38 protein-coding genes and 1 other RNA gene are annotated in these 22,073 nt (G+C 36.5%); 37 read left to right on the top strand and 2 right to left on the bottom strand.

What is annotated here, in order from left to right; genetic code table 11:
* Positions 1-85: 85 nt before the first annotated feature.
* Positions 86-553 (top strand): SsrA-binding protein SmpB, encoded by a 468-nt coding sequence (gene smpB / locus MKY45_RS18005; RefSeq protein WP_341173213.1) that lies wholly within the window; start codon positions 86-88, stop codon positions 551-553.
* Positions 554-705: 152 nt separating this feature from the next.
* Positions 706-1,069: a transfer-messenger RNA gene (ssrA, locus tag MKY45_RS18000) on the top strand.
* 65 nt (positions 1,070-1,134) lie between these two features.
* On the opposite strand, the gene MKY45_RS17995 is transcribed toward ssrA, so the two are convergent.
* Together MKY45_RS17995 and MKY45_RS17990 are read right to left on the bottom strand one after the other, a co-directional pair.
* Entirely contained in the window at positions 1,135-2,223 is a 1,089-nt protein-coding gene (locus tag MKY45_RS17995) for a site-specific integrase (RefSeq protein WP_341173212.1), read from the bottom strand.
* 70 nt (positions 2,224-2,293) lie between these two features.
* Positions 2,294-2,941, bottom strand: coding sequence for a LexA family protein (locus MKY45_RS17990; protein ID WP_341173211.1), 648 nt, complete (start codon positions 2,939-2,941; stop codon positions 2,294-2,296).
* 179 nt (positions 2,942-3,120) lie between these two features.
* Between MKY45_RS17990 and MKY45_RS17985 the strand changes: the two genes are divergently transcribed.
* The 35 genes from MKY45_RS17985 (at position 3,121) to MKY45_RS17815 (ending at position 22,035) form a co-directional block, all read left to right on the top strand.
* Positions 3,121-3,369: a helix-turn-helix domain-containing protein gene (locus MKY45_RS17985; protein WP_341173210.1), complete on the top strand. Its 249-nt coding sequence runs from the start codon at positions 3,121-3,123 to the stop codon at positions 3,367-3,369.
* Position 3,370: 1 nt separating this feature from the next.
* Positions 3,371-4,345, top strand: coding sequence for a BRO-N domain-containing protein (locus tag MKY45_RS17980; RefSeq protein ID WP_445667628.1), 975 nt, complete (start codon positions 3,371-3,373; stop codon positions 4,343-4,345).
* Positions 4,346-4,555, top strand: coding sequence for a helix-turn-helix transcriptional regulator (locus MKY45_RS17975; RefSeq protein ID WP_341173209.1), 210 nt, complete (start codon positions 4,346-4,348; stop codon positions 4,553-4,555). It begins immediately after the preceding gene.
* Complete coding sequence (locus tag MKY45_RS17970) at positions 4,545-4,796, top strand: hypothetical protein (protein WP_341173208.1); 252 nt, start codon at positions 4,545-4,547, stop codon at positions 4,794-4,796. The genes MKY45_RS17975 and MKY45_RS17970 overlap by 11 nt, the downstream gene beginning before the upstream one ends.
* A 239-nt stretch (positions 4,797-5,035) precedes the next feature.
* Complete coding sequence (locus MKY45_RS17965; protein ID WP_341173207.1) at positions 5,036-5,185, top strand: hypothetical protein; 150 nt, start codon at positions 5,036-5,038, stop codon at positions 5,183-5,185.
* A gap of 4 nt (positions 5,186-5,189) precedes the next feature.
* The gene (locus MKY45_RS17960) at positions 5,190-5,789 is read left to right on the top strand and encodes a hypothetical protein (RefSeq protein WP_332094306.1); all 600 of its coding nucleotides are present in this window, start codon (positions 5,190-5,192) and stop codon (positions 5,787-5,789) included.
* Between the two features lie 210 nt (positions 5,790-5,999).
* Positions 6,000-6,236 (top strand): hypothetical protein, encoded by a 237-nt coding sequence (locus tag MKY45_RS17955; RefSeq protein ID WP_341173206.1) that lies wholly within the window; start codon positions 6,000-6,002, stop codon positions 6,234-6,236.
* The gene (locus MKY45_RS17950) at positions 6,237-6,716 is read left to right on the top strand and encodes a siphovirus Gp157 family protein (protein WP_341173205.1); all 480 of its coding nucleotides are present in this window, start codon (positions 6,237-6,239) and stop codon (positions 6,714-6,716) included.
* 11 nt (positions 6,717-6,727) lie between these two features.
* Positions 6,728-6,961: a hypothetical protein gene (locus tag MKY45_RS17945; RefSeq protein WP_341173204.1), complete on the top strand. Its 234-nt coding sequence runs from the start codon at positions 6,728-6,730 to the stop codon at positions 6,959-6,961.
* Between the two features lie 15 nt (positions 6,962-6,976).
* Positions 6,977-7,666: an AAA family ATPase gene (locus tag MKY45_RS17940; protein ID WP_341173203.1), complete on the top strand. Its 690-nt coding sequence runs from the start codon at positions 6,977-6,979 to the stop codon at positions 7,664-7,666.
* Positions 7,653-9,005, top strand: coding sequence for a DEAD/DEAH box helicase (locus tag MKY45_RS17935; protein ID WP_341173202.1), 1,353 nt, complete (start codon positions 7,653-7,655; stop codon positions 9,003-9,005). The genes MKY45_RS17940 and MKY45_RS17935 overlap by 14 nt, the downstream gene beginning before the upstream one ends.
* Positions 9,006-9,038: 33 nt before the next feature.
* Positions 9,039-9,566, top strand: a complete 528-nt coding sequence (locus tag MKY45_RS17930) for a DUF669 domain-containing protein (RefSeq protein WP_341173201.1) — start codon at positions 9,039-9,041, stop codon at positions 9,564-9,566.
* Between the two features lie 12 nt (positions 9,567-9,578).
* Positions 9,579-11,879 carry a phage/plasmid primase, P4 family gene (locus MKY45_RS17925; protein ID WP_341173200.1) on the top strand — a complete coding sequence of 767 codons (2,301 nt, stop codon included), beginning with the start codon at positions 9,579-9,581 and terminating at the stop codon, positions 11,877-11,879.
* 361 nt (positions 11,880-12,240) lie between these two features.
* On the top strand, positions 12,241-12,552 hold the full coding sequence (locus tag MKY45_RS17920; RefSeq protein WP_341173199.1) for a VRR-NUC domain-containing protein: 312 nt from the start codon (positions 12,241-12,243) through the stop codon (positions 12,550-12,552).
* Between the two features lie 3 nt (positions 12,553-12,555).
* Positions 12,556-12,942 (top strand): hypothetical protein, encoded by a 387-nt coding sequence (locus MKY45_RS17915; protein ID WP_341173198.1) that lies wholly within the window; start codon positions 12,556-12,558, stop codon positions 12,940-12,942.
* On the top strand, positions 12,942-13,151 hold the full coding sequence (locus MKY45_RS17910) for a DUF3310 domain-containing protein (protein ID WP_341173197.1): 210 nt from the start codon (positions 12,942-12,944) through the stop codon (positions 13,149-13,151). Before MKY45_RS17915 ends, MKY45_RS17910 begins: the two co-directional genes overlap by 1 nt.
* 183 nt (positions 13,152-13,334) lie before the next feature.
* Positions 13,335-13,526 (top strand): hypothetical protein, encoded by a 192-nt coding sequence (locus MKY45_RS17905; RefSeq protein ID WP_341173196.1) that lies wholly within the window; start codon positions 13,335-13,337, stop codon positions 13,524-13,526.
* A gap of 1 nt (position 13,527) precedes the next feature.
* Positions 13,528-13,764, top strand: coding sequence for a hypothetical protein (locus tag MKY45_RS17900; protein WP_341173195.1), 237 nt, complete (start codon positions 13,528-13,530; stop codon positions 13,762-13,764).
* Entirely contained in the window at positions 13,761-14,003 is a 243-nt protein-coding gene (locus tag MKY45_RS17895; RefSeq protein WP_341173194.1) for a hypothetical protein, read from the top strand. The genes MKY45_RS17900 and MKY45_RS17895 overlap by 4 nt, the downstream gene beginning before the upstream one ends.
* Positions 14,004-14,082: 79 nt before the next feature.
* Positions 14,083-14,403 (top strand): hypothetical protein, encoded by a 321-nt coding sequence (locus MKY45_RS17890; RefSeq protein WP_341173193.1) that lies wholly within the window; start codon positions 14,083-14,085, stop codon positions 14,401-14,403.
* A complete protein-coding gene (locus MKY45_RS17885) occupies positions 14,403-14,546 on the top strand; it encodes a hypothetical protein (protein WP_341173192.1) in 144 nt (47 codons plus the stop codon). Before MKY45_RS17890 ends, MKY45_RS17885 begins: the two co-directional genes overlap by 1 nt.
* A gap of 142 nt (positions 14,547-14,688) precedes the next feature.
* A complete protein-coding gene (locus MKY45_RS17880; RefSeq protein WP_341173191.1) occupies positions 14,689-15,030 on the top strand; it encodes a hypothetical protein in 342 nt (113 codons plus the stop codon).
* 128 nt (positions 15,031-15,158) lie between these two features.
* Positions 15,159-15,401, top strand: coding sequence for a hypothetical protein (locus MKY45_RS17875; protein ID WP_341173190.1), 243 nt, complete (start codon positions 15,159-15,161; stop codon positions 15,399-15,401).
* An 11-nt stretch (positions 15,402-15,412) separates the two neighbouring features.
* A complete protein-coding gene (locus tag MKY45_RS17870; protein ID WP_341173189.1) occupies positions 15,413-15,952 on the top strand; it encodes a dUTP diphosphatase in 540 nt (179 codons plus the stop codon).
* A 1-nt stretch (position 15,953) separates the two neighbouring features.
* The gene (locus MKY45_RS17865; protein WP_341173188.1) at positions 15,954-16,178 is read left to right on the top strand and encodes a hypothetical protein; all 225 of its coding nucleotides are present in this window, start codon (positions 15,954-15,956) and stop codon (positions 16,176-16,178) included.
* 4 nt (positions 16,179-16,182) lie between these two features.
* Positions 16,183-16,389 carry a hypothetical protein gene (locus tag MKY45_RS17860; RefSeq protein WP_341173187.1) on the top strand — a complete coding sequence of 69 codons (207 nt, stop codon included), beginning with the start codon at positions 16,183-16,185 and terminating at the stop codon, positions 16,387-16,389.
* Positions 16,389-16,571 carry a hypothetical protein gene (locus MKY45_RS17855; protein WP_341173186.1) on the top strand — a complete coding sequence of 61 codons (183 nt, stop codon included), beginning with the start codon at positions 16,389-16,391 and terminating at the stop codon, positions 16,569-16,571. The genes MKY45_RS17860 and MKY45_RS17855 overlap by 1 nt, the downstream gene beginning before the upstream one ends.
* A gap of 11 nt (positions 16,572-16,582) precedes the next feature.
* Entirely contained in the window at positions 16,583-17,020 is a 438-nt protein-coding gene (locus tag MKY45_RS17850; RefSeq protein WP_341173185.1) for a transcriptional regulator, read from the top strand.
* A gap of 384 nt (positions 17,021-17,404) precedes the next feature.
* The gene (locus tag MKY45_RS17845) at positions 17,405-17,845 is read left to right on the top strand and encodes a hypothetical protein (protein WP_341173184.1); all 441 of its coding nucleotides are present in this window, start codon (positions 17,405-17,407) and stop codon (positions 17,843-17,845) included.
* Positions 17,846-17,852: 7 nt separating this feature from the next.
* Positions 17,853-18,191, top strand: coding sequence for an HNH endonuclease (locus tag MKY45_RS17840; RefSeq protein ID WP_341173183.1), 339 nt, complete (start codon positions 17,853-17,855; stop codon positions 18,189-18,191).
* Positions 18,178-18,495, top strand: coding sequence for a hypothetical protein (locus MKY45_RS17835; RefSeq protein ID WP_341173182.1), 318 nt, complete (start codon positions 18,178-18,180; stop codon positions 18,493-18,495). Before MKY45_RS17840 ends, MKY45_RS17835 begins: the two co-directional genes overlap by 14 nt.
* Position 18,496: 1 nt before the next feature.
* Positions 18,497-18,664 carry a hypothetical protein gene (locus tag MKY45_RS17830; RefSeq protein ID WP_341173181.1) on the top strand — a complete coding sequence of 56 codons (168 nt, stop codon included), beginning with the start codon at positions 18,497-18,499 and terminating at the stop codon, positions 18,662-18,664.
* 106 nt (positions 18,665-18,770) lie between these two features.
* Positions 18,771-19,079 (top strand): P27 family phage terminase small subunit, encoded by a 309-nt coding sequence (locus MKY45_RS17825; protein ID WP_341173180.1) that lies wholly within the window; start codon positions 18,771-18,773, stop codon positions 19,077-19,079.
* The gene (locus MKY45_RS17820; protein ID WP_341173179.1) at positions 19,076-20,707 is read left to right on the top strand and encodes a terminase TerL endonuclease subunit; all 1,632 of its coding nucleotides are present in this window, start codon (positions 19,076-19,078) and stop codon (positions 20,705-20,707) included. The genes MKY45_RS17825 and MKY45_RS17820 overlap by 4 nt, the downstream gene beginning before the upstream one ends.
* 185 nt (positions 20,708-20,892) lie before the next feature.
* Positions 20,893-22,035, top strand: a complete 1,143-nt coding sequence (locus MKY45_RS17815; RefSeq protein WP_341173178.1) for a phage portal protein — start codon at positions 20,893-20,895, stop codon at positions 22,033-22,035.
* Positions 22,036-22,073 lie beyond the last annotated feature (38 nt).

Genomic DNA, 22,073 nt, shown 5'->3' with positions numbered 1-22,073 from the left:
TAATGAGGATTCATTCATGGAGAAATGAATTTCTTTTTGAGTGAATAAGAACTTTTCAAAGTTCGATGGAAGAGGATGATTTCAAATGCCAAAAGGAAATGGAAAAACCATTGCACAAAATAAAAAAGCTTCCCACGATTATTTTATTGAAGAAACCTACGAGGCAGGCATTGTCCTGCAGGGGACAGAAATCAAGTCTATTCGGAATGGCAGAGTAAATATTAAGGACGCCCATGCGCGAATCGACAGAAAAGGGGAAGTGCAATTAGTGAACCTGCATATTGCCGAATATGAGCAGGGGAACCGGTATAATCACGACCCGACCCGTTCAAGAAAGCTGCTGCTTCATCGGAAGGAAATTGATAAATTAATCGGCTTAACCCTGCAGCAGGGCTATGCATTAGTTCCATTAAAGATTTATATTAAAAATGGCTATGCAAAAGTATTAATTGGTCTTGGAAGAGGGAAAAAGAAATACGACAAGCGTGAAGACCTGAAACGTAAACAAATGAAACGGGATGTGGACAGGGCCATTAAAGATCATATGCGGTAATCCGGAGCATACTTGACAATTAGGTATGGTTTGTTATAATGAAAGGTACCCTATTCGTGGTATGCTGTGAAGAAAACAGCTGCTATCAGGATAGCAGGGTACAGTTGAATAATTTAAGTTTGCTTAATTATTCCCTGTGTTTTTTATGATACGGGGACGTTACGGATTCGACAGGGATAGATTGAGCTCAAGTTGCACGTCGAGGTTACGGCTCGTAAAACGTTACGCCTAAATATAACTGGCAAAGAAAACAATCAACCTGTTTTAGCAGCTGCGTAAGTAGCCTAAAACGATCCTTCCTGCCATCGCCCGTGTGGCAGATTGAAGGGTCTCAAATGAAGCGGGCTATACTGCTATCCACCGTCTGAGGATGGGCAGAAGAACTGAATCAGACTAGCTCCATGGAAGCCTGTTGGCAGGCCGACATGTGAGCGAATGATAATATACCAACTAAGCGTGTAGATACTTGAGTGGCGATATCTCTGGACGAGGGTTCGACTCCCTCCGTCTCCATAAAAAGACCTGTAAGCGTTGGTGTTATTGAGGTTACAAAATCGTGATACGATTTGTGATACTGTAAGTTATTTGTAGTCACTTATGTTCACCACGCTTGCTGGTTTAAAGTCGTTCTCCATTTTTTCGATTGCTTCATCTTCAGCATTCGGGTAAAGGTGGCTATAAATGTCATACGTTGTTGACGTGTTAGCATGCCCTAAGCGTTTGCTAATAATTTGGATGTCATTACCTAGATTGATTAAATACGATGCGTGAGAATGCCTTAAATCGTGTATTCTAATACGTTTTACTTTTGATTGCTTTATATACTCTTCGAATCGCCTATCAATAGTAGTGTGGGATACATGGTTAAAATATTCACCAAAAACAACATAATCAATTTTGTTTTTATTTTGAAGCTTCAACTCGCCTAATAATTTCATGGTGTGTTGAGGCATTTTTATTTTACGATTAGATGATTCATTTTTGGGAGATGTAACACGATTGTGATAAACAGTTTTATTAATATCGATTGTGTTGTTATCAAAATCAATATCTTTCCAGGTCAATGCCAATGCCTCTCCTTTTCTTAAACCGCCATAAAACAAAACCATAAACAACGTACGAAACAGTAGCTCATCAGCCTCTTGTATGAATTGTTTAAATTCATCTATTGTCCAAAAATCTAATCTTTTCGGCTCTTTCATTTCAATATTTCCAACTTCTCGTGCTACATTTACTTTTAAATATTCCAGCCTAATAGCATAGTTTAATGTAGCTGATAAAACGGTATGCACTTTTTTAGCACTTGCAACACCCAAGTTGTCAAGCAAATGATCATGGAATCGAATGACGTCTCTTTTGGATATATCTTTAATTTTCTTGTGTTCAAATCGTGGTTTTAAATGGATTCGTACTACGCTCTCTATTTTCATGTAAGAAGATTCTTTTCTTCTCTTTCTATACCAATCAAGATACATATCAGCTATTTTCCCAAAGGATAAGTTTTCCTCGTCCTCCACATCGAAATTGTAAAGGAAATCAATTTCAGCATCCTTTGCTTCTTTTTTTGATTTAAATCCTCTCTTCATAAAACGTTTCTTTTCTCCATTTGGTAAATCTACATAAACGCTATAATAATAAGTGTTTCTTTTTTTGTCTTTATAAACTGCCACTCTTAGTCCTCCTTTTACATAAATAGGCAGGTAGCTAGCCTGCCTGTGTTAAATTATTGACGTCAGTAATTTAATCTAATTCCACAATATAAACAACAACTTTGCCATGTATGACTAAATCGTCATTATTTATTGATGTAACATAATCATAAAATGACATATCGTGCGAATCTGGTCTAAATATAATATTGTCTTCATCTTGATAAAATCGTTTAACTGAATAATCTCCTCCGTCACTATATACAACAATATCTCCATCTTTTAACTGATGTAGTTCTACTGGTTTAACAGCTATTAAAGATTTATCGGGGATAATTTTATTCATCGAATCTCCATTAACTTTTGTAATAAACAAGTCATCACAACCAGCCCATTTACCAAGCGCTGAATCCGGTAAAGATATTTCTTCTACAGTATTTTCCGTTATACCGTCTACATGTAATGGTAATCCTGCACTTATAGCTGTGGGATAGTAATTGTAAGGTTCGGCTGGTTCTTTGATTATTTCGTTCTCGTTATCTTCCCATCCCATTAAAAATGCTGGTGTCACCCTCAATGCTGCCGCTAATGGTTTTATAATGTCTATAGGCATATTTTCAATTTCACTACTTTCATACCTATATATAGTTGCTCTGTTTTTACCCAACTTTTTAGCCAATTCATCTACAGATAATTTAAGTTGTTTCCTTCTGCTTTTAATACGATCTCCTATTTTCATTATTATCACCTCACTTTCTAATTATATAATAACACAAAAATCGCATATATGCAACATATATAAAATAATAATAGATATTTTTTTCGTAAAATGCGATTATTATGTTGACATTTAAGAATATTTGGTTTATTATTTGGTTAATCGCACTACACGCGACATAATGAAGGAGGTGTTAAAGCATGAATGTTAGTAAGCTAAGAGGGAAAGTTGTAGAAAAAGGGATGAGTATTACAACATTGGCAAAATTAGTTGGGATAGATAGAAGTTCGTTATATAGAAAATTAAGAAATCAAGGTGAAACTTTAACCATTAAAGAAGCAAACAGGATTGTAGAAATCCTACAATTATCAAAAGAAGAATCGATGGCAATTTTTTTTAATTCTTTTGTCGCATGTGATGCGAACAAGGGATTTGAAGAGGTGAATTGAAGTGAAAAAAACAAAAAACCTCACCAGATCAGCTCGAGAGGGAGGAGATTCTCATAAAAAAATGATAGTTTATTCAAAGAAAGATGGCGTCAATAGATTAATGCCTATCGACATCGAATCAGATAGGAACATTATACCAAAAGAAAGGAATGATAGTATGACAGATTTAAAGGTATTCAATTTTGAAGAAAACAATGTAAGAACGTTAGTGATTGAAGATGAACCATATTTTCTTGGCAAAGACGTTGCAGAAGTTTTGGGATATGTGGATTTGGACCAAGCAATAAGGAAGCATGTAGACAAAGAAGACAAACAAACCTTGTCATATAAGGCTTCCGTCAAAATGACCCAAAGCCTATGGAGTGGGAATGACTTTTCTAATAAAACCATTATTAATGAATCAGGTCTCTACTCATTAATATTCGGAAGCAAACTAAAATCTGCAAAACGATTCAAACGCTGGGTAACATCAGAAGTTCTCCCGCAAATCAGAAAACAAGGTTTGTATATGACAAACACTTTGGCACAAGAAATTCAAAACAATCCGGAAATCATCCATTTTCTCGCTGAACAGGTTGCAAAAATTAACACAGCAAACAATCAATACCATGAACAAACAGCTGAAAAACTAAATAGTATTGACAAGAAAATAGAAGGTGAATATGTCACGCCACAAGATATATACGCCATCAATTACGCAATAAAGGTTAAATCAGAAAAGTTTGTTGATGATGCAGGGGTTCAAATGACAATAGACACCGTTCTTGCAGGGGATATTTATGAGCAAGCAAAAGCTAGCAAAAAGGCTAAAGAGCAACGAACGTATGATATTGGAAAAATGAAAAGAAAAATCCTTGTTGCGGTAAAAAAGTATCTAGGGATGAAAGGAAATGCGCCTAATAACCATATAAAGCGTAAAGATGTAGATGTTTCCATACAATTTATTAAAAATTTGCAAGCGTATGAGGTGAGATGAATGCCTAACATGCAACTTTATGTAGCAAGAAGGGAGCATAAATTAAAGCAATCTGACTTAGCTAAAAAACTAAGGATTTCCAAGCAAACTTATTACAGGAAAGAGAATGGCATATCTGAATTCACTCAAAGAGAAATGATAATGCTGGCAAAAATATTCAATTGCACATTAAACGATCTTTTTTGGGAGGAGGCTAACCATGCACAATAATTTAAAATCTCACTATCGTAACGAAGATCTACCTCTTGTGGAAACAGCACTAGGACAATTTTTAGTAGCAATTGAAAAAGCTAAAGCAATAGCAGCAAATGCAGAGTTTGAAACAAAAGAAGTTGTTTTAACCGAAATGAGATTAGCGTATGAAAATCTTGAAATGCTTAATCGGAAGAAAATTGAAGAGGACGTTACAACACAAGCAATAGAGTATGTAAGGAATTATTACCATGGATAAGACAGATTTTTATTTAAACGTATTGTTTGCTGGGTCATTAGGATTTTTGTTTTTGATGATGATTAATTAGGAGGTGATTAAAATAATTACAAGTTTTTTGATTATATTATCGTGGCTAGCAATCGGCATATTGCACACCGTTAGTAAAACTAAACCTTCATTAGTGATTTTGTGGTTCGCTATTGCCGTAATAATTATGTCTGAGATAGTAATAATTTCAATGAAATAGGAGTGATTGGATGTTAGATAAACGTATTGCTTACTACACTAAAAAGGTTGCTGCCTTTGGAGCCATCCACCCAAGTAAACGTCGTAATCCATATCGACACGAAAGGTTAATGCTTTATAAAAAGCTGATGGATGAGCAGATTGAGAAGGAAGGGTGGTAATTAGATGGAGAAGATACAACTTACTCAAGAACAGGCAGATGTAATTGAGCGCAAGAAGAATAAAATGGATTTTGAAAAAAGTAACATTGTTGAATGTCACGTAAAATCTCATTGGGAATTTGATGAAAATCTATTTCTCAATAAATTATCAACCGATGAATTGTGCCGTCTTTTGTATACACCAAACAGCTATGAGATTATTACGGAATTTAAGTTAGGGGATTGGGTAATTAACATCCATTCTGGCGACATCGGTCAAGTAGAAGAAATTAAAAAGGTTGAAGGTGCGTTAGGTAATAACGAACGGATTATTGTTAACTCTACCATCAATTATCCACATTCATTACGACACGCCACACCAGAAGAAATCCAGAAAGAAATAGAGTGTAGATGGTGGAATAATCATGGTAGGGAAGTATGGGAAATTAGAGAAGGCGACATATTGAAAAATGAAACCCATTATCCCTATTTCGTAACAAGAGGAAACAGGACAGAACAAGGATTAGAAAGAACCCCATCGTTAAATTGTATTTTCATGGAGATAGATGAAATTAAAAGCAGATTCAAAGTATCCTGCTTTGTAGAACAGAGATTAGATAAGTAAAGGGGCTGTTATTATGGACCACCCAGATATCACAAGAACCTTACGCACCGGGTATCCCACACCTGGAAAACGCCTAAAGGACAAGCCAGGCGAATATTGGGACCCCATTGAATGGATGAAAGAAAAAAATAGTCCTCTGCCAAGGACTATAAATAAAATTAAAAAATAAATTTATACGCCTATTATAAGGCGTTTGGGAGGATTGTGCAAATGAATTTGGATGAAGCGATTGAACTTTCGAATGAAGTGGAAAAAGCGTACGACAATGGATTTATTTCATTATATTCACCACCAGGGAAGGAAATTCATCTAAACGGTGAAAAATTTCATGAATTAGTCAAAGGTAAAGTTCTTTGTGTAAATAGTTTCGATTCTGAATATGACCGACTCTATTTCAGATATAACAGCTACGAATTTTTCACTCTTATTAAAAAGGGGTTGTTGTGAATGAGTAGCCTCTACGATTTAACCCAGGATTTTAAACAAGTGCAGTCGCTTATCGATGAAGGTGGCGAAGGTCTCCAAGACACACTCGATTCTATAAATCTAGCAATCGAGGACAAACTCGAAAATATCGGTAAAGTTATCCGCAATCTAGATGGCGAAATAGAAATGCTGAAAAATGAAGAGACTAGACTCGCCGATAAACGAAAGGCGCTTGAAACGAATAAAAAACGTTTGAAAATGTATGTGGAAGAACAGCTTACATTGACCGGTAAAGACAAAGTGAAAGCAGGGTTATTTAGTTTTTCAATGCAGAACAATCCTCCGTCAGTCAATATTTTAGACGAAGAAGGCATTCCTGAAATATATCAAGTTGAACAGAAACCGAAGATTGACAAGAAATTATTACTATCAGATTTGAAAAACGGAAATAAAATTAACGGGGCTGAATTAAAACAAGGCAGAAGCTTGCGGATTAGATAGGGGTTGGATAAGTGGTGAGAGGATCACGAAGTAACTTAGGAGGTCATTATGCCGGAACGGGCATGAACCATTGGGAAGAATCAGAAGATAATTATAAGAATCATAAAGTACACGTCAGATTAGAAAACGATTATGAATCAATGGAATCAGAAGAATTTGACAAACTTTGTGAAGCATTATCTGGGGAGGTTAAAACCTATAAAAAAGGTGAGGTGAATAAGTCAGGGCAAGCATTTACTGATTAAATAGGAGGTGATTATATGAGTTTACAAATAACAAATGCTGCTAATATTCAAACGGATAAAGGAACTTATCTGATTTATGCACCACCGGGAATGGGGAAAACCACAGCTATTAAGTACCTTCCGGGTAAAACGTTGGTGCTTGATGTGGATAGGACAACCAGGGTATTAAAAGGCGAAAAAAACATTGATATTGCCTATGTAGACAATACAGATACTTGGAAGTTTTGGGGAGAATTGATTGTTGACCTTGAAGAAAATTATAAAGGTAAATATGACAACATTGTGGTTGATAATATCAGTGAATTAGAGCGTAGCCTGTTATCAGACTTAGGTAATAAAGGGAAAAATAAAGGCGTCCCGTCACAGGGCGATTATCAATATATGCAGTTCCGTATCGTGAACAGTTTAAGATACATGAAAAATTTAGGTTCCAATCTAGTGTGGACTGCATGGGAAAGTTCAGATTTATTCACGGATAGTTCAGGACAACAATGGAACAGAAGCTTCCCACAGATTAACCATAAAATTTTGAACAATGTTCTTGGGTTGTGTGATGTGGTTGCAAAGTTAGCCATTAACTCTGACGGTGAAAGAGGTTTTGTTTTAAGTTCATCAAACAGCACATACGCAAAAAATCAGATTGATGATCGCAAAGGGTGCTTGCAAAGTGAATTAATATTGGGTGATGTTAATGATCCAACTTAGAGATTATCAGCAAGAATTAATTAATGATGTTAGGAAGTCGTATTTAAACGGCAGTAGAGCACCTTGTGTTGTTCTAGGTTGTGGCGGTGGTAAAACAGTTTTATTCGCTTACATGGCTCAACAATCGCAAGAAAAGGGGAATACAGTATGGTTTTTGGTCCATAGGACTGAATTGTTGCAACAAACTGTAGACACATTCGACAAATTCAATATTGAAAGAAAAACAATTCATATCGCAATGGTTGGTACCGTTTCTAGGAATCTATCAAAATACCCTAAACCAGATTTTATTATATTTGATGAATGTCACTTTTCAGCGGCCAAGACATGGAGAAAGATAATAGATGCTTTTCCAGATGCTAAGTTAGCCGGACTAACTGCAACGCCTACAAGGTTAGATGGCAAGCCATTAGGAGACATATACGACGATTTAGTCGAAGGTGAAAGTATTGGCAGTTTAATCAAGAAAAACCATCTAGCGCCCTATAAATATTACGCTCCATCGGTGGCTGACCTCTCTGCTCTGAAAAAGAAGAGAGGGGACTTTGATAAAGGACAAGCAGAAGAAATATTATCCACAAAAGCAGTGTTTGGTGATGTGATTAAGCACTATAAAAATTATGCGGACGGAAAACAGACGATTTGTTACTGTTCCACGATCAATCATAGCGAAATGATGGCCAAAGAATTTCAAGAACAGGGTATTAATGCAATTCATTTCGATGGAGACACACCAAAGAAAGAACGAAAACAGATTATCAAAGACTTTCGAAAAGGGGAAATAACTGTTTTATGTAACGTTGATTTAATCTCTGTCGGATTTGATATGCCGGATGTAGACTGCTGCATCTTATTAAGGCCAACTGATTCCACAGCTTTATACATTCAACAGGCATGTAGAGCATTGAGATTTCGTGAGGGTAAAACAGCCATCATTCTGGACCATGTAAATAATTATGAGCGCCATGGTCTGCCAGATGATGAGCGAGAGTGGAGTTTAGGTGATAAATATGAAAAACCTAAACGATTCCAAGAGGATGGAACATTAAAAATAAAACAATGTTTAAACTGTTTTGGAGTATTTGAAACTGGCAGCAATTCGTGCCCGCATTGTGGTCATGAAGTTGAGTTGGTAAAGCAAGAATTAGAAAATATCAAGGAGATTGAGCTAAAGGAAATTAAGCGCAAGAAAAAGGAAGAAGCTGAAAAGATTGTACTGGATTTTCGTTCTCCAGAAGAATGTAAGAGTTTGGCAGAATTACAAGCGTACGCCAGAAACATGGGATATAAAAATGGTTGGGCCTGGTTTCAAGCAAAGGCGAGAGGTTTAGTTAATTAAAAAAAATAAAAAAAAGAAAAGGATGATTAAATAATGGGATTTAATTTAGATTTTAACAACACATTTGAAGGATTTTCAAAAATCGAGGACGGCGTTTACGAGGTTGTTATTGACCATGCAGCAGAAGACGCAACAAAAGGTGGCGCAGAATTTACTAATTTTCAAATGACTATCAGAAATGATCTGGATCAACCGCATAAAAATCAAAAAATTTGGGAGCGTGTATTTAAAGCGAAAGCAACCGGAACTTATAACATGATGATGTTTAATACAATCGGTAAAGCTGCTAATTTACAGTCCGGAAAAACTTACAATACGTTTGAAGAGTTGCTGGAAGATTATCGGGGGAAACCGCTGCAAGTTTACGTTGAAAATGAAACGTCGGAGTATAACGGTAAAACCTATGAAAATCTTAACGTGAAGCAATGGAAACCGACAGCATTTCCGCAAGTTAATCATCAGTGGAAACAAAGCAATGACAGTAATAATCAATCAAATAACGATCCGTTTAAAAATAACGGCGAACCAATAACTGTTCAAAATGACGATTTACCATTTTAAGGAGTGAACTGCATGTTTCAGAAAATACCGCACGAATTAAAAGAACTACACCACTGGTGCGGTTACAAACTGCAGCAGAGAAACGGTAAGACAACGAAAATTCCTATAGATGCGAATACCGGTAATTTAGGAAAAAGTAATGATGAATCTACATGGGCGAGTTTTCAAACCGCCCTGGATTCCATCAATAAATTTAATTGTGATGGAATTGGGTTTTATTTTAAAGAACCATATATCGGTATTGATATTGATAATATCCAAGAGGATATAAAAAGCTATCAATCTGGTAATGGAGATAATATCGTCTCTGAATTTGTAGATATGCTTGGCAGTTATGCAGAAATATCACCTAGCGGGAATGGTATCCACATTATTTTAAAAGGCGAACTGCCGCCTAATGGAAGCAGGAAAGGGAACAAAGAATTTTACAGTTCGGGTCGTTTCTTTACAGTAACCGGCAATGCCATTGGTGGATACAATCACATTGTGGATGACACCGATTATGGAAAAATTAATTACCTCCACAATAAATATATTGCCAGTAACGAGCCTATAAAGGCGCCTGCTGCATTAAATAATCAAGGTAATAATTTATCAGAATTAGAGATTATCAGAATTGCAGAAAACAGTAAAAATGGCATGCGATTTAAATTGTTTTTAAATGGTGGCTGGGACCAATTTTATGATAGCCAGTCCGAGGCCGATATGGCATTTTGTAATGATTTAGCGTTTTGGACAGCTTGCGATTATGAAAAAATGGATACTATTTTCCGTCAATCTTCCCTCTACCGCGAGAAGTGGGAGAGGAAACAGAGTGGATCTACGTATGGAGAAATAACATTAAACAAAGCTATCCAGGAGTGTTCTAATGTATTTAATCCACAGCAGAACAACGACGATTTTAATTTATATGTACTTGAAGACAGCACGAAAGAAGTCAAGAAAAAATATTATTCCTACGATGATACAGGGAATGCGGAACGATTTACTGATAATTTCAATGATGCAGTTCGTTACAGTTACGTTCGCAAGAATTGGTATTTCTATAATGGCAAAACGTGGTCACTGGATCAAGAAGGTAAAGTCAAATCACTTGTTGACGAAATTCTGGTGAAAATGAAGCAAGAACCGGTTTTTGTTTCTGATGATGTGAATGAGGAGGAAGCACAAAAAAACCTCAGAAAACACATCAAATATTCCAGAGGGAGCAACGGAAAGACAAACATGCTGAAAGAAAGCCAGCATTTACTTCCTATCCAACCAGATGAGTTTGATAAGGACAAACATTTATTAAACGTACAAAACGGCTACCTGGATTTAATCACAGGTCAGTTACACGAACATGATAAAAGTAAGTTTTTTACAAAAATATCTTCCATCGAATATACGGATAAAATTGATTGCCCACAATGGATAGACTTTCTTTATCAGATATTCGATGGAAACAAGCCTTTAATTGATTATATGCAGCGAGCTGTAGGATATTCCTTATCTGGATCAACAGAAGAACAAATGATGTTTATTCTGCATGGTAATGGACGTAACGGTAAATCAGTGTTTTTAGATATTATCACTGAAATCATGGGAAGTTACACAACGAATATTCAGCCGCAAACATTAATGGTTAAACCACAACAGGGGTCAGCGAATAGCGACGTCGCCCGGCTGGATGGAGCGAGATTAGTCACTACTACAGAGCCTAACGATGGCATGCGATTTGATGAAGGTTTAGTAAAGCAGATGACTGGTGGAGACAAGGTTACAGCACGTTTCTTATACGGTGATGAGTTTGATTATTTTCCACAGTTTAAAATCTGGATGGCTACAAACCATAAGCCGATTATTAGAGGTACAGACGATGGTATATGGCGCAGATTAGCAGTTATCCCATTTACGGTGCAGATACCGGAAAAACAAGTGGACAGGCAGTTAAAGAATAAATTAAAACGTGAAATGAAAGGAATTTTAAATTGGGCTGTTGAGGGATACCAGGAATGGAAACGGATCGGGTTAAATGAACCACAGATTATTAAAGACCAGCGCCAGACATACCGAACCGAGATGGATGCAGTTGAGTTATTTATTGAAGAATGTTGCTTACGTAAATCTGGAGAGAGAGAGAAAGCTTCTGATCTATACGGTATATATAAATCGTGGGCAAAAGACAACGAACAATATTTAATGAGCAGTACAAAATTCGGTAGAGAAATGAGTAATAAATTTCAAAAAATAACCAGTAATGGTGTTCATTATGTTGGCATTAAATTAAAGCATCCATCAAACGAACAAGCATTCAGATTAAATATGAATTAGAACTTTAATAATTAAATTTTCAGAAATACAGACTTTTTATTTAGGAACATTCATTCTGTTGAAGCAAAAACGGAAGGGTTAAGGAAGGGTATTGGAACAGTTGATTTAAAACCCTTCCACCTTAAAAACATTGATATATCAACCTTTTATATTATTATATTTTCTTTTTGGAAGGGTTGGAAGGGTAAAAATAAAGAAATAGAAACAGAAAATAAAATATAAATACTAGGGAACCTTTTATGATTTTCGTGAAACTGTTCCAAAACAGGGTGAAAAAACAAGGTTTATCACTAGAGCCGTAAGGGATTGGAAGGGTTGATAAACTGTTCCGCGACCGTTCCATGAAAGGAGATTTAAAACAATGCGTGAATCCGACATCCAAAACGCAATTCGATTAGCACTAAATCCATACGCTGTTATTTTTCGCAATAACGTCGGCAAAGTAAAAACAGCTGACGGAAGATTTTTCGATACAGGACTACCTAAAGGATATTCTGATTTATCCGGTTTCCGTAAATCGGACGGGAAAATGATTTTTATTGAAGTAAAGAACGAAAAAGGACGTTTGAGAGACGACCAAAAACACTTTATAAATACTATGCAGCAATATCCAGTAATATGCGGAGTGGCTAGATCACCAGAAGAAGCAATAAAAATCGTGACTGGAGGTTAGCTTATGGAAATTGAACAAACAACGATAATAATACGCGATGCAATTAGAGATATTCCGAAACAATACAATGCAAATGCAGATCGTATCCGCGAATTGGAAAGAGAAAGAATTGATTTACTACACCTTATTGAACTTGTGGATTTAAATGCCAGGGAAGGCTACAAGGTTTATAAAGAACTTCAATCATTGCAGAAAGAACGTAGAAAAATGAAGGATGAAAATGAATTGTTGAAACACGTTATACAATCTTTTTCAAATATGAAAGGTCAATTAAAACATTTGGATAAAGCGATTGGCGATATACGAAACGAAAAAATTAATTTAGATAAACGCAGTTATCGCTGTAGGTCTAGAAAAGATCTAGAAAAAATTATAAATGAGGTGAAATAGTGGATAACATAAATCATCCAGAGCATTACAAAGGAAAAACAGAAGTAATCGAAATGATTGAACAGTTAACAGAAGGCATGGAAGGCAAGAAAGCATATATGCTTGGGAATGTTGTTAAATATATTTTCAGGCATGAAAAGAAAAATGGCATTGAGGATTTAAAGAAAGCTTCTTGGTATTTGAACCGGGTGATTGATAATGAAAATTAAATTTGTTATTAACGAACGAAGAAAAGGTGTAAAAAGCAATTTCAACCCTAAGTTATCAAAGTATTGGCAAAAGTCGTTTTATGATTTGTTTAGAGGTTGGTAGGGATAGAGATTAATAGATTTGAGACTAAATATATAAAGAGATGTTAAAACTTCTCAAACTAACCAAATGGAGGGTTTGAATTGAAGCATGATTTAACTAAGAGATACTGGATATTTATAACCCCGGAATATTATCCGGCTGGTGGATTAAATGACGTTGTGTACACGACTGATGTGTTGTCGGATGCGCTATATATACAAAGAGAAAATTATGGCATTTGGGATGAAGTGTATATATTCGATTCAGAACGCAGGAAAGTATTGGAGGGATAGCATGAAACAAAAGATATTAGATGCCGGATTGGCTGTTTTATTGGTTGGTGCTGTTATTGCAATGTTTTATATGGCTAACGAAGTCAAAGAAGTGCATGCAGAGAATGAACAATTAAAGCAAGAGAACGCAGATTTGCTACTGGATAAAATCAACCTAGAAATAGATTTAGAGAATATCACTGATGCTTATTGGCAGTTGAATAATCAACTGGAGAGGATGGAGGGTGAGGGAGAATGAATCCTCCATTAAACAATATTGGTATTAATTTAAATATCCAAAAGATAACAAAGAAGCAACTAAAGGAATGGAATGAATCGAAAATAGCTCATGTGGTGGCTTTGCATACCAATGGAGGTATTTATACATCCAATGGGAACGGAGTGTATGAAAGCGCGGAATACAAATTTAACAATTTACGAGATTTTTGGGAGATTGCAAAGAATAATCGTAACACTGGATTTATGTATGAGCTGTAATCCGATGAATGTTGATTAGCATAAAACATCTAATTTCATAAATGTTCGAGGGATTAATCAAATTAAGGAGTGAATCGTGATGGATGAACGGTTGGAAATTATAAAAGATAAACAACTGCAAATGCATGCGCTAAGCACGTTCGATATAAACTGGCTTATCCAACAAGCTGAAAAGGTGCAGGAGTTGGAGAAACAGTGGTCTTTCTCACAGAAATTTTATGACAAAAAGTATCAGAGGCTGGCAGAAGAAAACCAGCGCTACAAAGAGGCTTTGGAGTTTTATGCAAACCCTCAAATATGGAAAGAAGGAAAACTCATTACAGATAATCGTTATGAGATGCCATTAGCTTATAACGATAATGGCGAAAAAGCGCAACAAGCATTGGAAGGAGAATCCTAATGGAAATCTATAAAAAGCTAAGAGAATGGCTGTTAAACGCAGATTATCCGGTACACATGGTAGCAATGATGACAGATGAGGATGTTGTGGCAGAATATGAGGCTGTGACTGGAGACGATTCTATACCGACACCAGTTAATTAAGGGAGGGGTTTTTATGAAAAAATGCATTGATTGCAAAGTAAACGAAGTACGGAACAATAGCAGTAGCTTATGTGATAAGTGTTTTGACAAGGCTCTTGAGAGAAAAGTGGTACAAGCCCCAGAGCAAAGTTGGTGGTAAGTTATGAAACGCTACGAAGCATATGACGGAACGGATCTGATTGCAGAGGGAACTGCACCACAAATTATTAATAAATTAGGTATAACAAAAAGCAGGTTCTATTACTGGAAAAGAAAAGCTGTCTCCGGTGATGATGAAGGATTCAATGTGATTGAGGTAGATAAACCACCAGAATACGCAGTTTACAAAGGCGAAGAGTTTTTATTCATCGACACTAGGGAGAACATCATACAAAAGCTAGGAATTAATAAAAGAACATTCACTTTTTATATGTCTCCAGCAAATGCTAAGAGAGACGGTGGAGATAGGCTGATAATATTCGATTTAGACAAGGAGGTTGATTGATATGAAGAAGATTTATGTCAAAGAAACCACCAAGAAAACGCACGATGATGATGTACTGATTGTTGTTAAAACGTACCACAGCAAAGTAAGGGATTATGATTATGTGATTTTTAGATAGGGGGATGGATATGGCGGAAAAGAATTTTAAGGATTATGTGATTGATAGCATTGTTGAATTGCATCTGAAGCTTTATTACCCACGAGTTAGTAGCGAATACGCAAGTGGCCCGGAAGGAACTTACGACAGGCTAGAGGATGAAATTAAGTATCAATATATTAAAGAGCTGGCGAACAACAACCCTGATTGGGATATGCAAGAAATGGGCAAAGAAGCTACCAAAAGAATAGATGAAAGAACTTCACTTTATTAGGAGGTCAATCAATGAAAGTCAAAAAGATGCATCAGGATGCGGTATTACCTAAATACGCACAGCAAGGTGATAGTGGCTTTGATTTAGTCGCTGTGGAAGATGTAATTATTGAACCAGGAGAAACAAAACTTATTAAGACAGGGTTAGCATTCGATATACCGGAAGGGTTTGAAATTCAAGTCAGACCACGATCCGGTATCACTTTGAAAACAAAATTGAGAGTACAGCTTGGCACGATTGATTCCAATTATCGTGGTGAGGTTGGTGTGATAGTAGATAACATAACTCCATGTACAATTCGAGAAAATTTAGAAATGAACAGTTTTGTAGTTCCTGTATATCACGACATATCGGGAAACAATGTTAGTAATCATGCTTGGGATTGTATAAAAGGAATGCATTACAAGATTCAAAAGGGAGATAGGATAGCACAAGGGATACTTGCTCCAGTAGCTAGAACAGAATTTGAAGAGGTGGACAAGCTGTCTGGTTCAGTGCGTGGTGTGAATGGATACGGGTCAACTGGGGTTAAGTATACAGAGGAGGTATAGCATGAAAATAACTTATTCAATTCTTTACAAAAATGGTCGCGAGGATGTAATAGAAGTTCCTATTAATGAGGAGCATAAGAAATCTATAGAACAAGTGAATGATATCATTATAAGCACTTTTAAAAGTAAAATTCCTGGCTATATATCGATTAATAGCGGAAACGAAACTAATATAGTCAATGCGTCAGAAGTAGTACGAGTGAGTCACTACATCGACGAGGTCTAGAGGAATGAGAGCAATTAGCAGGGTTAGACACGCAAATAAGCGTAAATGTCTGATGTTGTGTATAGACAAGGAAAAATCCGGTTTCGAGTGCAAGAAGCCAATTGAAGAAATAACGGCATATGAGAAGATATTCAACAAGAGAGGTCAATACATCATGACGATTGAAGAAACGTACTATGAGGCTGTATACGTGAAGGAGAGGGTTGAGTGATGATGAAACATTTATGGGAAATCACGCACAAGGTAATATGTATCGAAAATACATTTAAAGTAACCACAAAATATAAGGATATCAAATTGGTTGCCAATGCATGCGAACGTTATTTTCTAGGGAGTAGCAATGGACCGGAAAGTATACAAGGAATCAAGTATCTTGGAGAAGTTTATGAATAAGGGGTGATACGGTGACAACAGCCATTAAAACAAAAAAATTAACTTTCAAACAAGTAGAATCAGAATGGTACGACTATCACGATACATTAAAAGAGATTAGCAAACTGAGAGAATCCATTATGAATCCATTTGATGAAGAACCAGACACGAATACGGGCGGAGGGGCAAACTCTGTAAGGAAACCAGGAGATCCGACCGGCAATATGGCTACAAGATTAACACGCAACAAACAGCTTAACCATCTGAATGACATTGTGGATGCTATTGACCAGGTATATAATGCATTACCAGATAATTATAAACAGTTAGTAAGATTAAAGTATTGGTCAAAGAATAGACAGTTGACTTGGGATGGAATAGCTCTGGAGCTGAATGTAAGTAAAAGGCAAGCTATGCGTTGGAGAAATGAGATCATCCAAGCAACTGTGGAGGTGTTAGGATGGAGGTGACTAAAACGATACCAAGAAGGAGTAGCACCTTTAAGCATTTCCGAGCAAAGCTTGCCACCAGGAATATAAAACCGATGACACCAACCATGTGTAAACATTTTAAGTCAGTGAGAATAGGAAACATATTATATTTATAAATGTCACTATCATGTCACTTTTGAGGTCTAAAAATGATTTATTATGCTAGTATAGGGATTTTACCTAAATACAACATCCTATGTATGTGTTTAAATTAATTTATTTCAAGACGCAGAGCCTTGGATAAGTTCTGTGTCGCCTATATCTTAATTGGGTGCAGCTTCCGTATTAGGCTGCACCACTTTACATAGAGGCATTCCGTTATGGGATGTCTTTTTATTTTTGTTTGGAAAGGGAGGGTTATTCGTGTATAGCACACCAAGAATATGTTTGTTTTGTGATTGCAGTACTTCTACGGTTGGAGCCAAGAATAACAACCAAGAAGTAATTGAGTGCCCTAAGTGTGGAGGACCTTTTATAGACAAATTCCATTATGCAAAATACAAACAGAAACTACCTACAGGAAAGAGGGAGAATAAATTGAAACGATTCGATGTACAACGAGTGGAGTCAATGATGCGATATGCAGAGTTTCTCACAGACTTTGGAGGACAAGAGGAAAAAGTAAGTAGAGTTCTTGACCTGATTCATTATGAAGTCGGCGGTTATGTCGAACCTGTAGATGAGATTGTAAGAGCTTATGCTGACGATGAGGAAGTTGCTAAATGTGGTTCGTTGCATCCGGACGTTAAAGAGTTTATTAGCCAAGAGGTTAAAAGACAATCTACTAAAGATTCTTCGATGTGATTTCACAATGCCTGAATACAAAACATACGAACAAAAGAAAAGGTTCTATCGTTCTAAGGAATGGTGTGGTAAAGACGGTGTTCGATTAGAAGCACTTAAGCGTGACAACTATGAGTGTGTCCAATGCAAGAAAGAAGGCAAGGTAACAGTCGACAGCATCAAGACACCAGGAGAACGTAAAGAGGTTAAGTTAAACGTGGATCATATCTATCCAATAGAACATTATCCTAAGCTGGCTTTAACGTTGGATAACCTGCAGACATTGTGTGTGTATCATCATAATGTTAAGGAAGGCAGAATATTCGAGAAGAAAAAGAATAAGTGGGCAGGAGATGAATGGTGGTGATTGGATGATTGAAGAGAAGATTAAACAATTAAAAATAAAACCAATTGATGATGATATTTATCATAAGCATTTAAAGCGAATGCAATTACGTGGTATAGATATATCTCAATGGAAATATTATAAAATAACTAATTACGGACCGATGTTCTTCACAGATGAATATCTATCCATAACACCGATTGAAGAATTAATGAAATCAGACTCAAAATTAGTTGGCAATAAAACCATTGCAGAACGAATTGATTCTATTATGTTCAGGATACAATTAGTGTTGTGGAAATGGAAAAATAAATATACGAGGTGATATGATGAGTTATTTAAAAAGAGTGATAGATAATAGAATAGAAATTCTTGATAAAGTAATCAGAATGAATGATGAAGAAATCGAAGCTGCGGAAGAAACGTTGAATTATTGTCGCACGAAAAAAGAAGAAGCGAAAAAAGAAAAAGAAGAATTACAGAAACAATTATAATCCCCCCCACCCAAAACTTTGGCAAATCTTTTTAGCCTGGGGACCGGGCAGGGGAATCGACTTCCGAGATTCAAAGGAAAAATAATACACAATAGGGGGTGAGTACATGGCGGTAAGTATTCCTAAACTAAAAAAGCAGCTGATGGAAAGAATAGATGTGGATGATTTGATGCAAGTTGAGAAAGTCGAAAGATACATTCAGCATGTGGAATCATATAGACGCATGGATGCAACCATTAAAAAAGAAGGGGAATCTGTTATAACAGTAAACGCCTCACAAACATTCGTGAAGGCTCACCCTCTGCTGACAGAACGTAACAAAGCAAACGCTGCTTTACTGAGTATAGAAAAGTCATTTGGTTTCGCACCGGAAATCGAAGAAGAACCCACGCGCTCTGCTGACGATCTGATATGATTACAAATAAGCATGTGGATGAATATATCAGCCTTTATATGGACGGTAAGATTAAGTTGAATAAAGAGCGCATTCTCTTAATCGAACATCTACAAAAACACGTCCTTAACAGGGATGATTTATATTTCGATGAAACAAAAATTGAAAACTTCATAGCCTTTACTGAAAAATGGTACTTCCCTTTACAGCCATTTCAGAAATTCATCGCAGCGTTTGTCTTTTTGTTTTACAAAGACGGCGCTGTTTTTTATGAGCAATTTTTAATTATGATGGCGAGAGGTGGAGGGAAGAATGGACTTATATCCGCGTTGGCTCATTTTTTCATTAGTCCACTGCATGGGATTGATCGTTACAATATATCGATCGTAGCGAATAGTGAACTGCAGGCGAAAACATCATTCCGGGAAATATATGATGTTATTGAAGGTGAAAAGGTTTTAGAAAATATGTTTTATCGGACCAAGGTTGAAATACTTGGGAATGACACGAAAAGCATTGTTCAATATCATACTTCAAACGCCAACACAAAAGACGGTCTTAGAGACGGTTGCATCATATACGATGAAATTCATCAATATGAAAATTACGATACAGTGAATGTATTTTCTAGTGGATTGGGTAAAGTAGACAACGGCAGAGAGTTCTTTATTGGCACAGATGGATTTGTGCGTGAAGGTTTCTTGGACAAGACAAAAGAACGCGCTATGAACATCTTAGAGGGCAAAGAATTAGACGATCCGATGTTTCCTTTCATCTGCAAGATTGATGACCCGAAAGAAGTAGATGATTTCACTGCTTGGGAAAAAGCGAATCCGATGTTTTGTGAACCAATGAGTAGTTACGGTAAGGGTTTATTCAGGAAAGTTAAAACACAGTATAAACAGCTTGTGAACAACCCCAGCAATCGCATGGAGTTTATGACAAAACGAATGAATCTGCCAGAAGTTGACCCAACACAAACAGTCGCTTCATGGGAAGACATAAAGGCGACTAACAGACCGATGCCGGAATTAGAACATAAAACGTGTGTAGGTGGATTAGACTTCGCCAGTATTAAAGACTTTGCTGCAGTAGGATTATTGTTTAAAGTCGGCGATGATTACATCTGGAAAACTCATTCATTTGTCCGCAAAGGATTTTTGAATAACGTAAAATTAAAAGCGCCTATTTACGATTGGGAGCATGACGGGTTATTAACCGTTGTGGATGAGCCTGTTATTGATATCAAGCACATTGTTAATTGGTTTTGCGATATGCGAGAAAAATACGGGTTACATCGAATAGTGGCAGATACATTCCGTTTGGATTTAGTCAAAACAGCATTGGAAGCAGAAGGGTTTGAATTAATATATATTCGAAATCCTAAAGCAATCCACTCCCTCTTGGCTCCAAGGGTAGAGACGTTATTTGCTAATCATAATATCATTTATGGAGACAATCCATTAATGCGTTGGTTTACAAATAATGTATATGTAAAGATAAAAAAAGATGGAAATAAAGAGTACTTGAAAAAAGATGAGATTCGGAGAAAAACAGACGGATTCCAAGCTTTCATCCATGCCTTGTGGCAAGCAGATAATATCTTGGAAGAAGAAGAGGAATTCTTCTTAGATGAAATTAGTTTTTAAGGGGTTTGATTTTATGGAGACTATTTTTGAAAGGTTCGTATCCAAACAAACGCAGGAGGAACAGAAGCTCCTAAAGTCTTGTCCGGAGTATCGAGAAGCAATAAAAGAAACCTGTCGATATAATCAGTTCGCACTGAAAGAGTCAGTTAAAGATGTGTTCAAAGTGCTGGTAAGGAGGTGAGACATTGGGGTTATTTGATTTACTCAGGAAAAATAAAGAACTGGAACAGATGTATGACCTAGATTTAATCGATTCCACCTCCGAACGTATACAGCAAAAAAAGTTAGCTGTACAAACGTGTGTGGATTTTATCGGAAGAACCATCAGTCAGTCAGAGTTTAGGATTCGAAAAGATAAGAAAACTGTTAAAGATGAAATGTATTATAAATTAAACGTCAGACCGAATCAGAACCAATCAGCGGCTATATTTTGGCAGACTGTTATCCATAAGCTGATACATGACACTGAGTGTTTAATCATTAAATCGGATACAGATGATTTATTAATTGCGGATGATTACAATCGCATCGAATATGGGCTTGTGGAAGATTTATTTAAAGATGTGACAATAAATAACTTCACTTTTCAAAGGACGTTTCCTATGAGTGAGGTTATTTTTATTGAGTACAGCAATGTAAATTTATCAAGATTAATAGATACCGTTTATGATGATTACGGCGAATTGATTGGTAGATTGTTGGAATTTCAGAAACACAAAAACCAGATACGAGCAACTGTAGATGTAAGCACTACAGTGAGAAAAGATGAGGACGGGCAAAACCCTTTACAAAAATTCATAGACAAGCTTTATGGGTCAATCAAGACAAAAGCTTTTGCTATTGTCCCACAACAACAAGGTTTTAAGTATGAGGAGCATTCAAAGGGCGCTGTTGGTTCTGGTCAATCTGTGGAGGATGTCACAAAAGCCACGAACGACTTTATGAATCAAGTGGCAAAAGCATTGGGAATCCCTCCCTCTCTCATTCACGGGGAGATGGCTGATGTGGAGAAACAGACAAGAAATTTCATGTTTTTTTGTATAGACCCGATTATCGAAAAGATTAGCGATGAATTAAATAATAAATTCATTGAGAAAAAGGATTATTTAAACGGTGAGAATCTGGAAGTAATCAGGCCAAGCTATCGAGATATATTCGACCTAGCTAATGCTGCTGACAAGATAATCGCTACCAGCGTGATGAATCCTAATGAAATGCGGGATAAATTCAAGTTACCAGAAACCGATGAACCAATTCATAACAAGTATGTGATGACGAAGAACTATTCCGAGGTTGTGGAAAGTAATGAAGAATCACAGGAAAGGTAGGTGGTCATCTATCTCCTAGCTACAGGTAGTAGCCTTTG

The organism is Oceanobacillus sp. FSL K6-0251 (assembly GCF_038004725.1).
GTDB classification, from domain to species: Bacteria; Bacillota; Bacilli; order Bacillales; family Amphibacillaceae; genus Oceanobacillus; species Oceanobacillus oncorhynchi.
Note: the sequence above shows the minus strand (reverse complement) of the source record. Positions and strands in the feature narration are given on the sequence as shown.

Bases quoted from the DNA above. Each gene is read 5' to 3' on its own strand.
- MKY45_RS17960 (WP_332094306.1), top strand. From the start codon at position 5,190: ATGGAGAAGATACAACTTACTCAAGAACAGGCAGATGTAATTGAGCGC.
- MKY45_RS17880 (WP_341173191.1), top strand. From the start codon at position 14,689: ATGAAACGCTACGAAGCATATGACGGAACGGATCTGATTGCAGAGGGA.
- MKY45_RS17925 (WP_341173200.1), top strand. From the start codon at position 9,579: ATGTTTCAGAAAATACCGCACGAATTAAAAGAACTACACCACTGGTGC.
- MKY45_RS17920 (WP_341173199.1), top strand. From the start codon at position 12,241: ATGCGTGAATCCGACATCCAAAACGCAATTCGATTAGCACTAAATCCA.
- MKY45_RS17885 (WP_341173192.1), top strand. From the start codon at position 14,403: ATGGAAATCTATAAAAAGCTAAGAGAATGGCTGTTAAACGCAGATTAT.
- MKY45_RS17865 (WP_341173188.1), top strand. From the start codon at position 15,954: ATGAAAATAACTTATTCAATTCTTTACAAAAATGGTCGCGAGGATGTA.
- MKY45_RS17830 (WP_341173181.1), top strand. From the start codon at position 18,497: ATGATGAGTTATTTAAAAAGAGTGATAGATAATAGAATAGAAATTCTT.
- MKY45_RS17940 (WP_341173203.1), top strand. From the start codon at position 6,977: ATGAGTTTACAAATAACAAATGCTGCTAATATTCAAACGGATAAAGGA.
- MKY45_RS17950 (WP_341173205.1), top strand. From the start codon at position 6,237: ATGAGTAGCCTCTACGATTTAACCCAGGATTTTAAACAAGTGCAGTCG.
- MKY45_RS17825 (WP_341173180.1), top strand. From the start codon at position 18,771: ATGGCGGTAAGTATTCCTAAACTAAAAAAGCAGCTGATGGAAAGAATA.
- MKY45_RS17970 (WP_341173208.1), top strand. From the start codon at position 4,545: ATGCACAATAATTTAAAATCTCACTATCGTAACGAAGATCTACCTCTT.
- MKY45_RS17870 (WP_341173189.1), top strand. From the start codon at position 15,413: ATGAAAGTCAAAAAGATGCATCAGGATGCGGTATTACCTAAATACGCA.
- MKY45_RS17930 (WP_341173201.1), top strand. From the start codon at position 9,039: ATGGGATTTAATTTAGATTTTAACAACACATTTGAAGGATTTTCAAAA.
- MKY45_RS17985 (WP_341173210.1), top strand. From the start codon at position 3,121: ATGAATGTTAGTAAGCTAAGAGGGAAAGTTGTAGAAAAAGGGATGAGT.
- MKY45_RS17890 (WP_341173193.1), top strand. From the start codon at position 14,083: ATGGATGAACGGTTGGAAATTATAAAAGATAAACAACTGCAAATGCAT.
- MKY45_RS17835 (WP_341173182.1), top strand. From the start codon at position 18,178: ATGAATGGTGGTGATTGGATGATTGAAGAGAAGATTAAACAATTAAAA.
- MKY45_RS17975 (WP_341173209.1), top strand. From the start codon at position 4,346: ATGCCTAACATGCAACTTTATGTAGCAAGAAGGGAGCATAAATTAAAG.
- MKY45_RS17820 (WP_341173179.1), top strand. From the start codon at position 19,076: ATGATTACAAATAAGCATGTGGATGAATATATCAGCCTTTATATGGAC.
- MKY45_RS17900 (WP_341173195.1), top strand. From the start codon at position 13,528: ATGAAACAAAAGATATTAGATGCCGGATTGGCTGTTTTATTGGTTGGT.
- MKY45_RS17895 (WP_341173194.1), top strand. From the start codon at position 13,761: ATGAATCCTCCATTAAACAATATTGGTATTAATTTAAATATCCAAAAG.
- MKY45_RS17860 (WP_341173187.1), top strand. From the start codon at position 16,183: ATGAGAGCAATTAGCAGGGTTAGACACGCAAATAAGCGTAAATGTCTG.
- MKY45_RS17965 (WP_341173207.1), top strand. From the start codon at position 5,036: ATGTTAGATAAACGTATTGCTTACTACACTAAAAAGGTTGCTGCCTTT.
- smpB (WP_341173213.1), top strand. From the start codon at position 86: ATGCCAAAAGGAAATGGAAAAACCATTGCACAAAATAAAAAAGCTTCC.
- MKY45_RS17915 (WP_341173198.1), top strand. From the start codon at position 12,556: ATGGAAATTGAACAAACAACGATAATAATACGCGATGCAATTAGAGAT.
- MKY45_RS17875 (WP_341173190.1), top strand. From the start codon at position 15,159: ATGGCGGAAAAGAATTTTAAGGATTATGTGATTGATAGCATTGTTGAA.
- MKY45_RS17990 (WP_341173211.1), bottom strand. From the start codon at position 2,941: ATGAAAATAGGAGATCGTATTAAAAGCAGAAGGAAACAACTTAAATTA.
- MKY45_RS17840 (WP_341173183.1), top strand. From the start codon at position 17,853: ATGCCTGAATACAAAACATACGAACAAAAGAAAAGGTTCTATCGTTCT.
- MKY45_RS17935 (WP_341173202.1), top strand. From the start codon at position 7,653: ATGATCCAACTTAGAGATTATCAGCAAGAATTAATTAATGATGTTAGG.
- MKY45_RS17855 (WP_341173186.1), top strand. From the start codon at position 16,389: ATGATGAAACATTTATGGGAAATCACGCACAAGGTAATATGTATCGAA.
- MKY45_RS17955 (WP_341173206.1), top strand. From the start codon at position 6,000: ATGAATTTGGATGAAGCGATTGAACTTTCGAATGAAGTGGAAAAAGCG.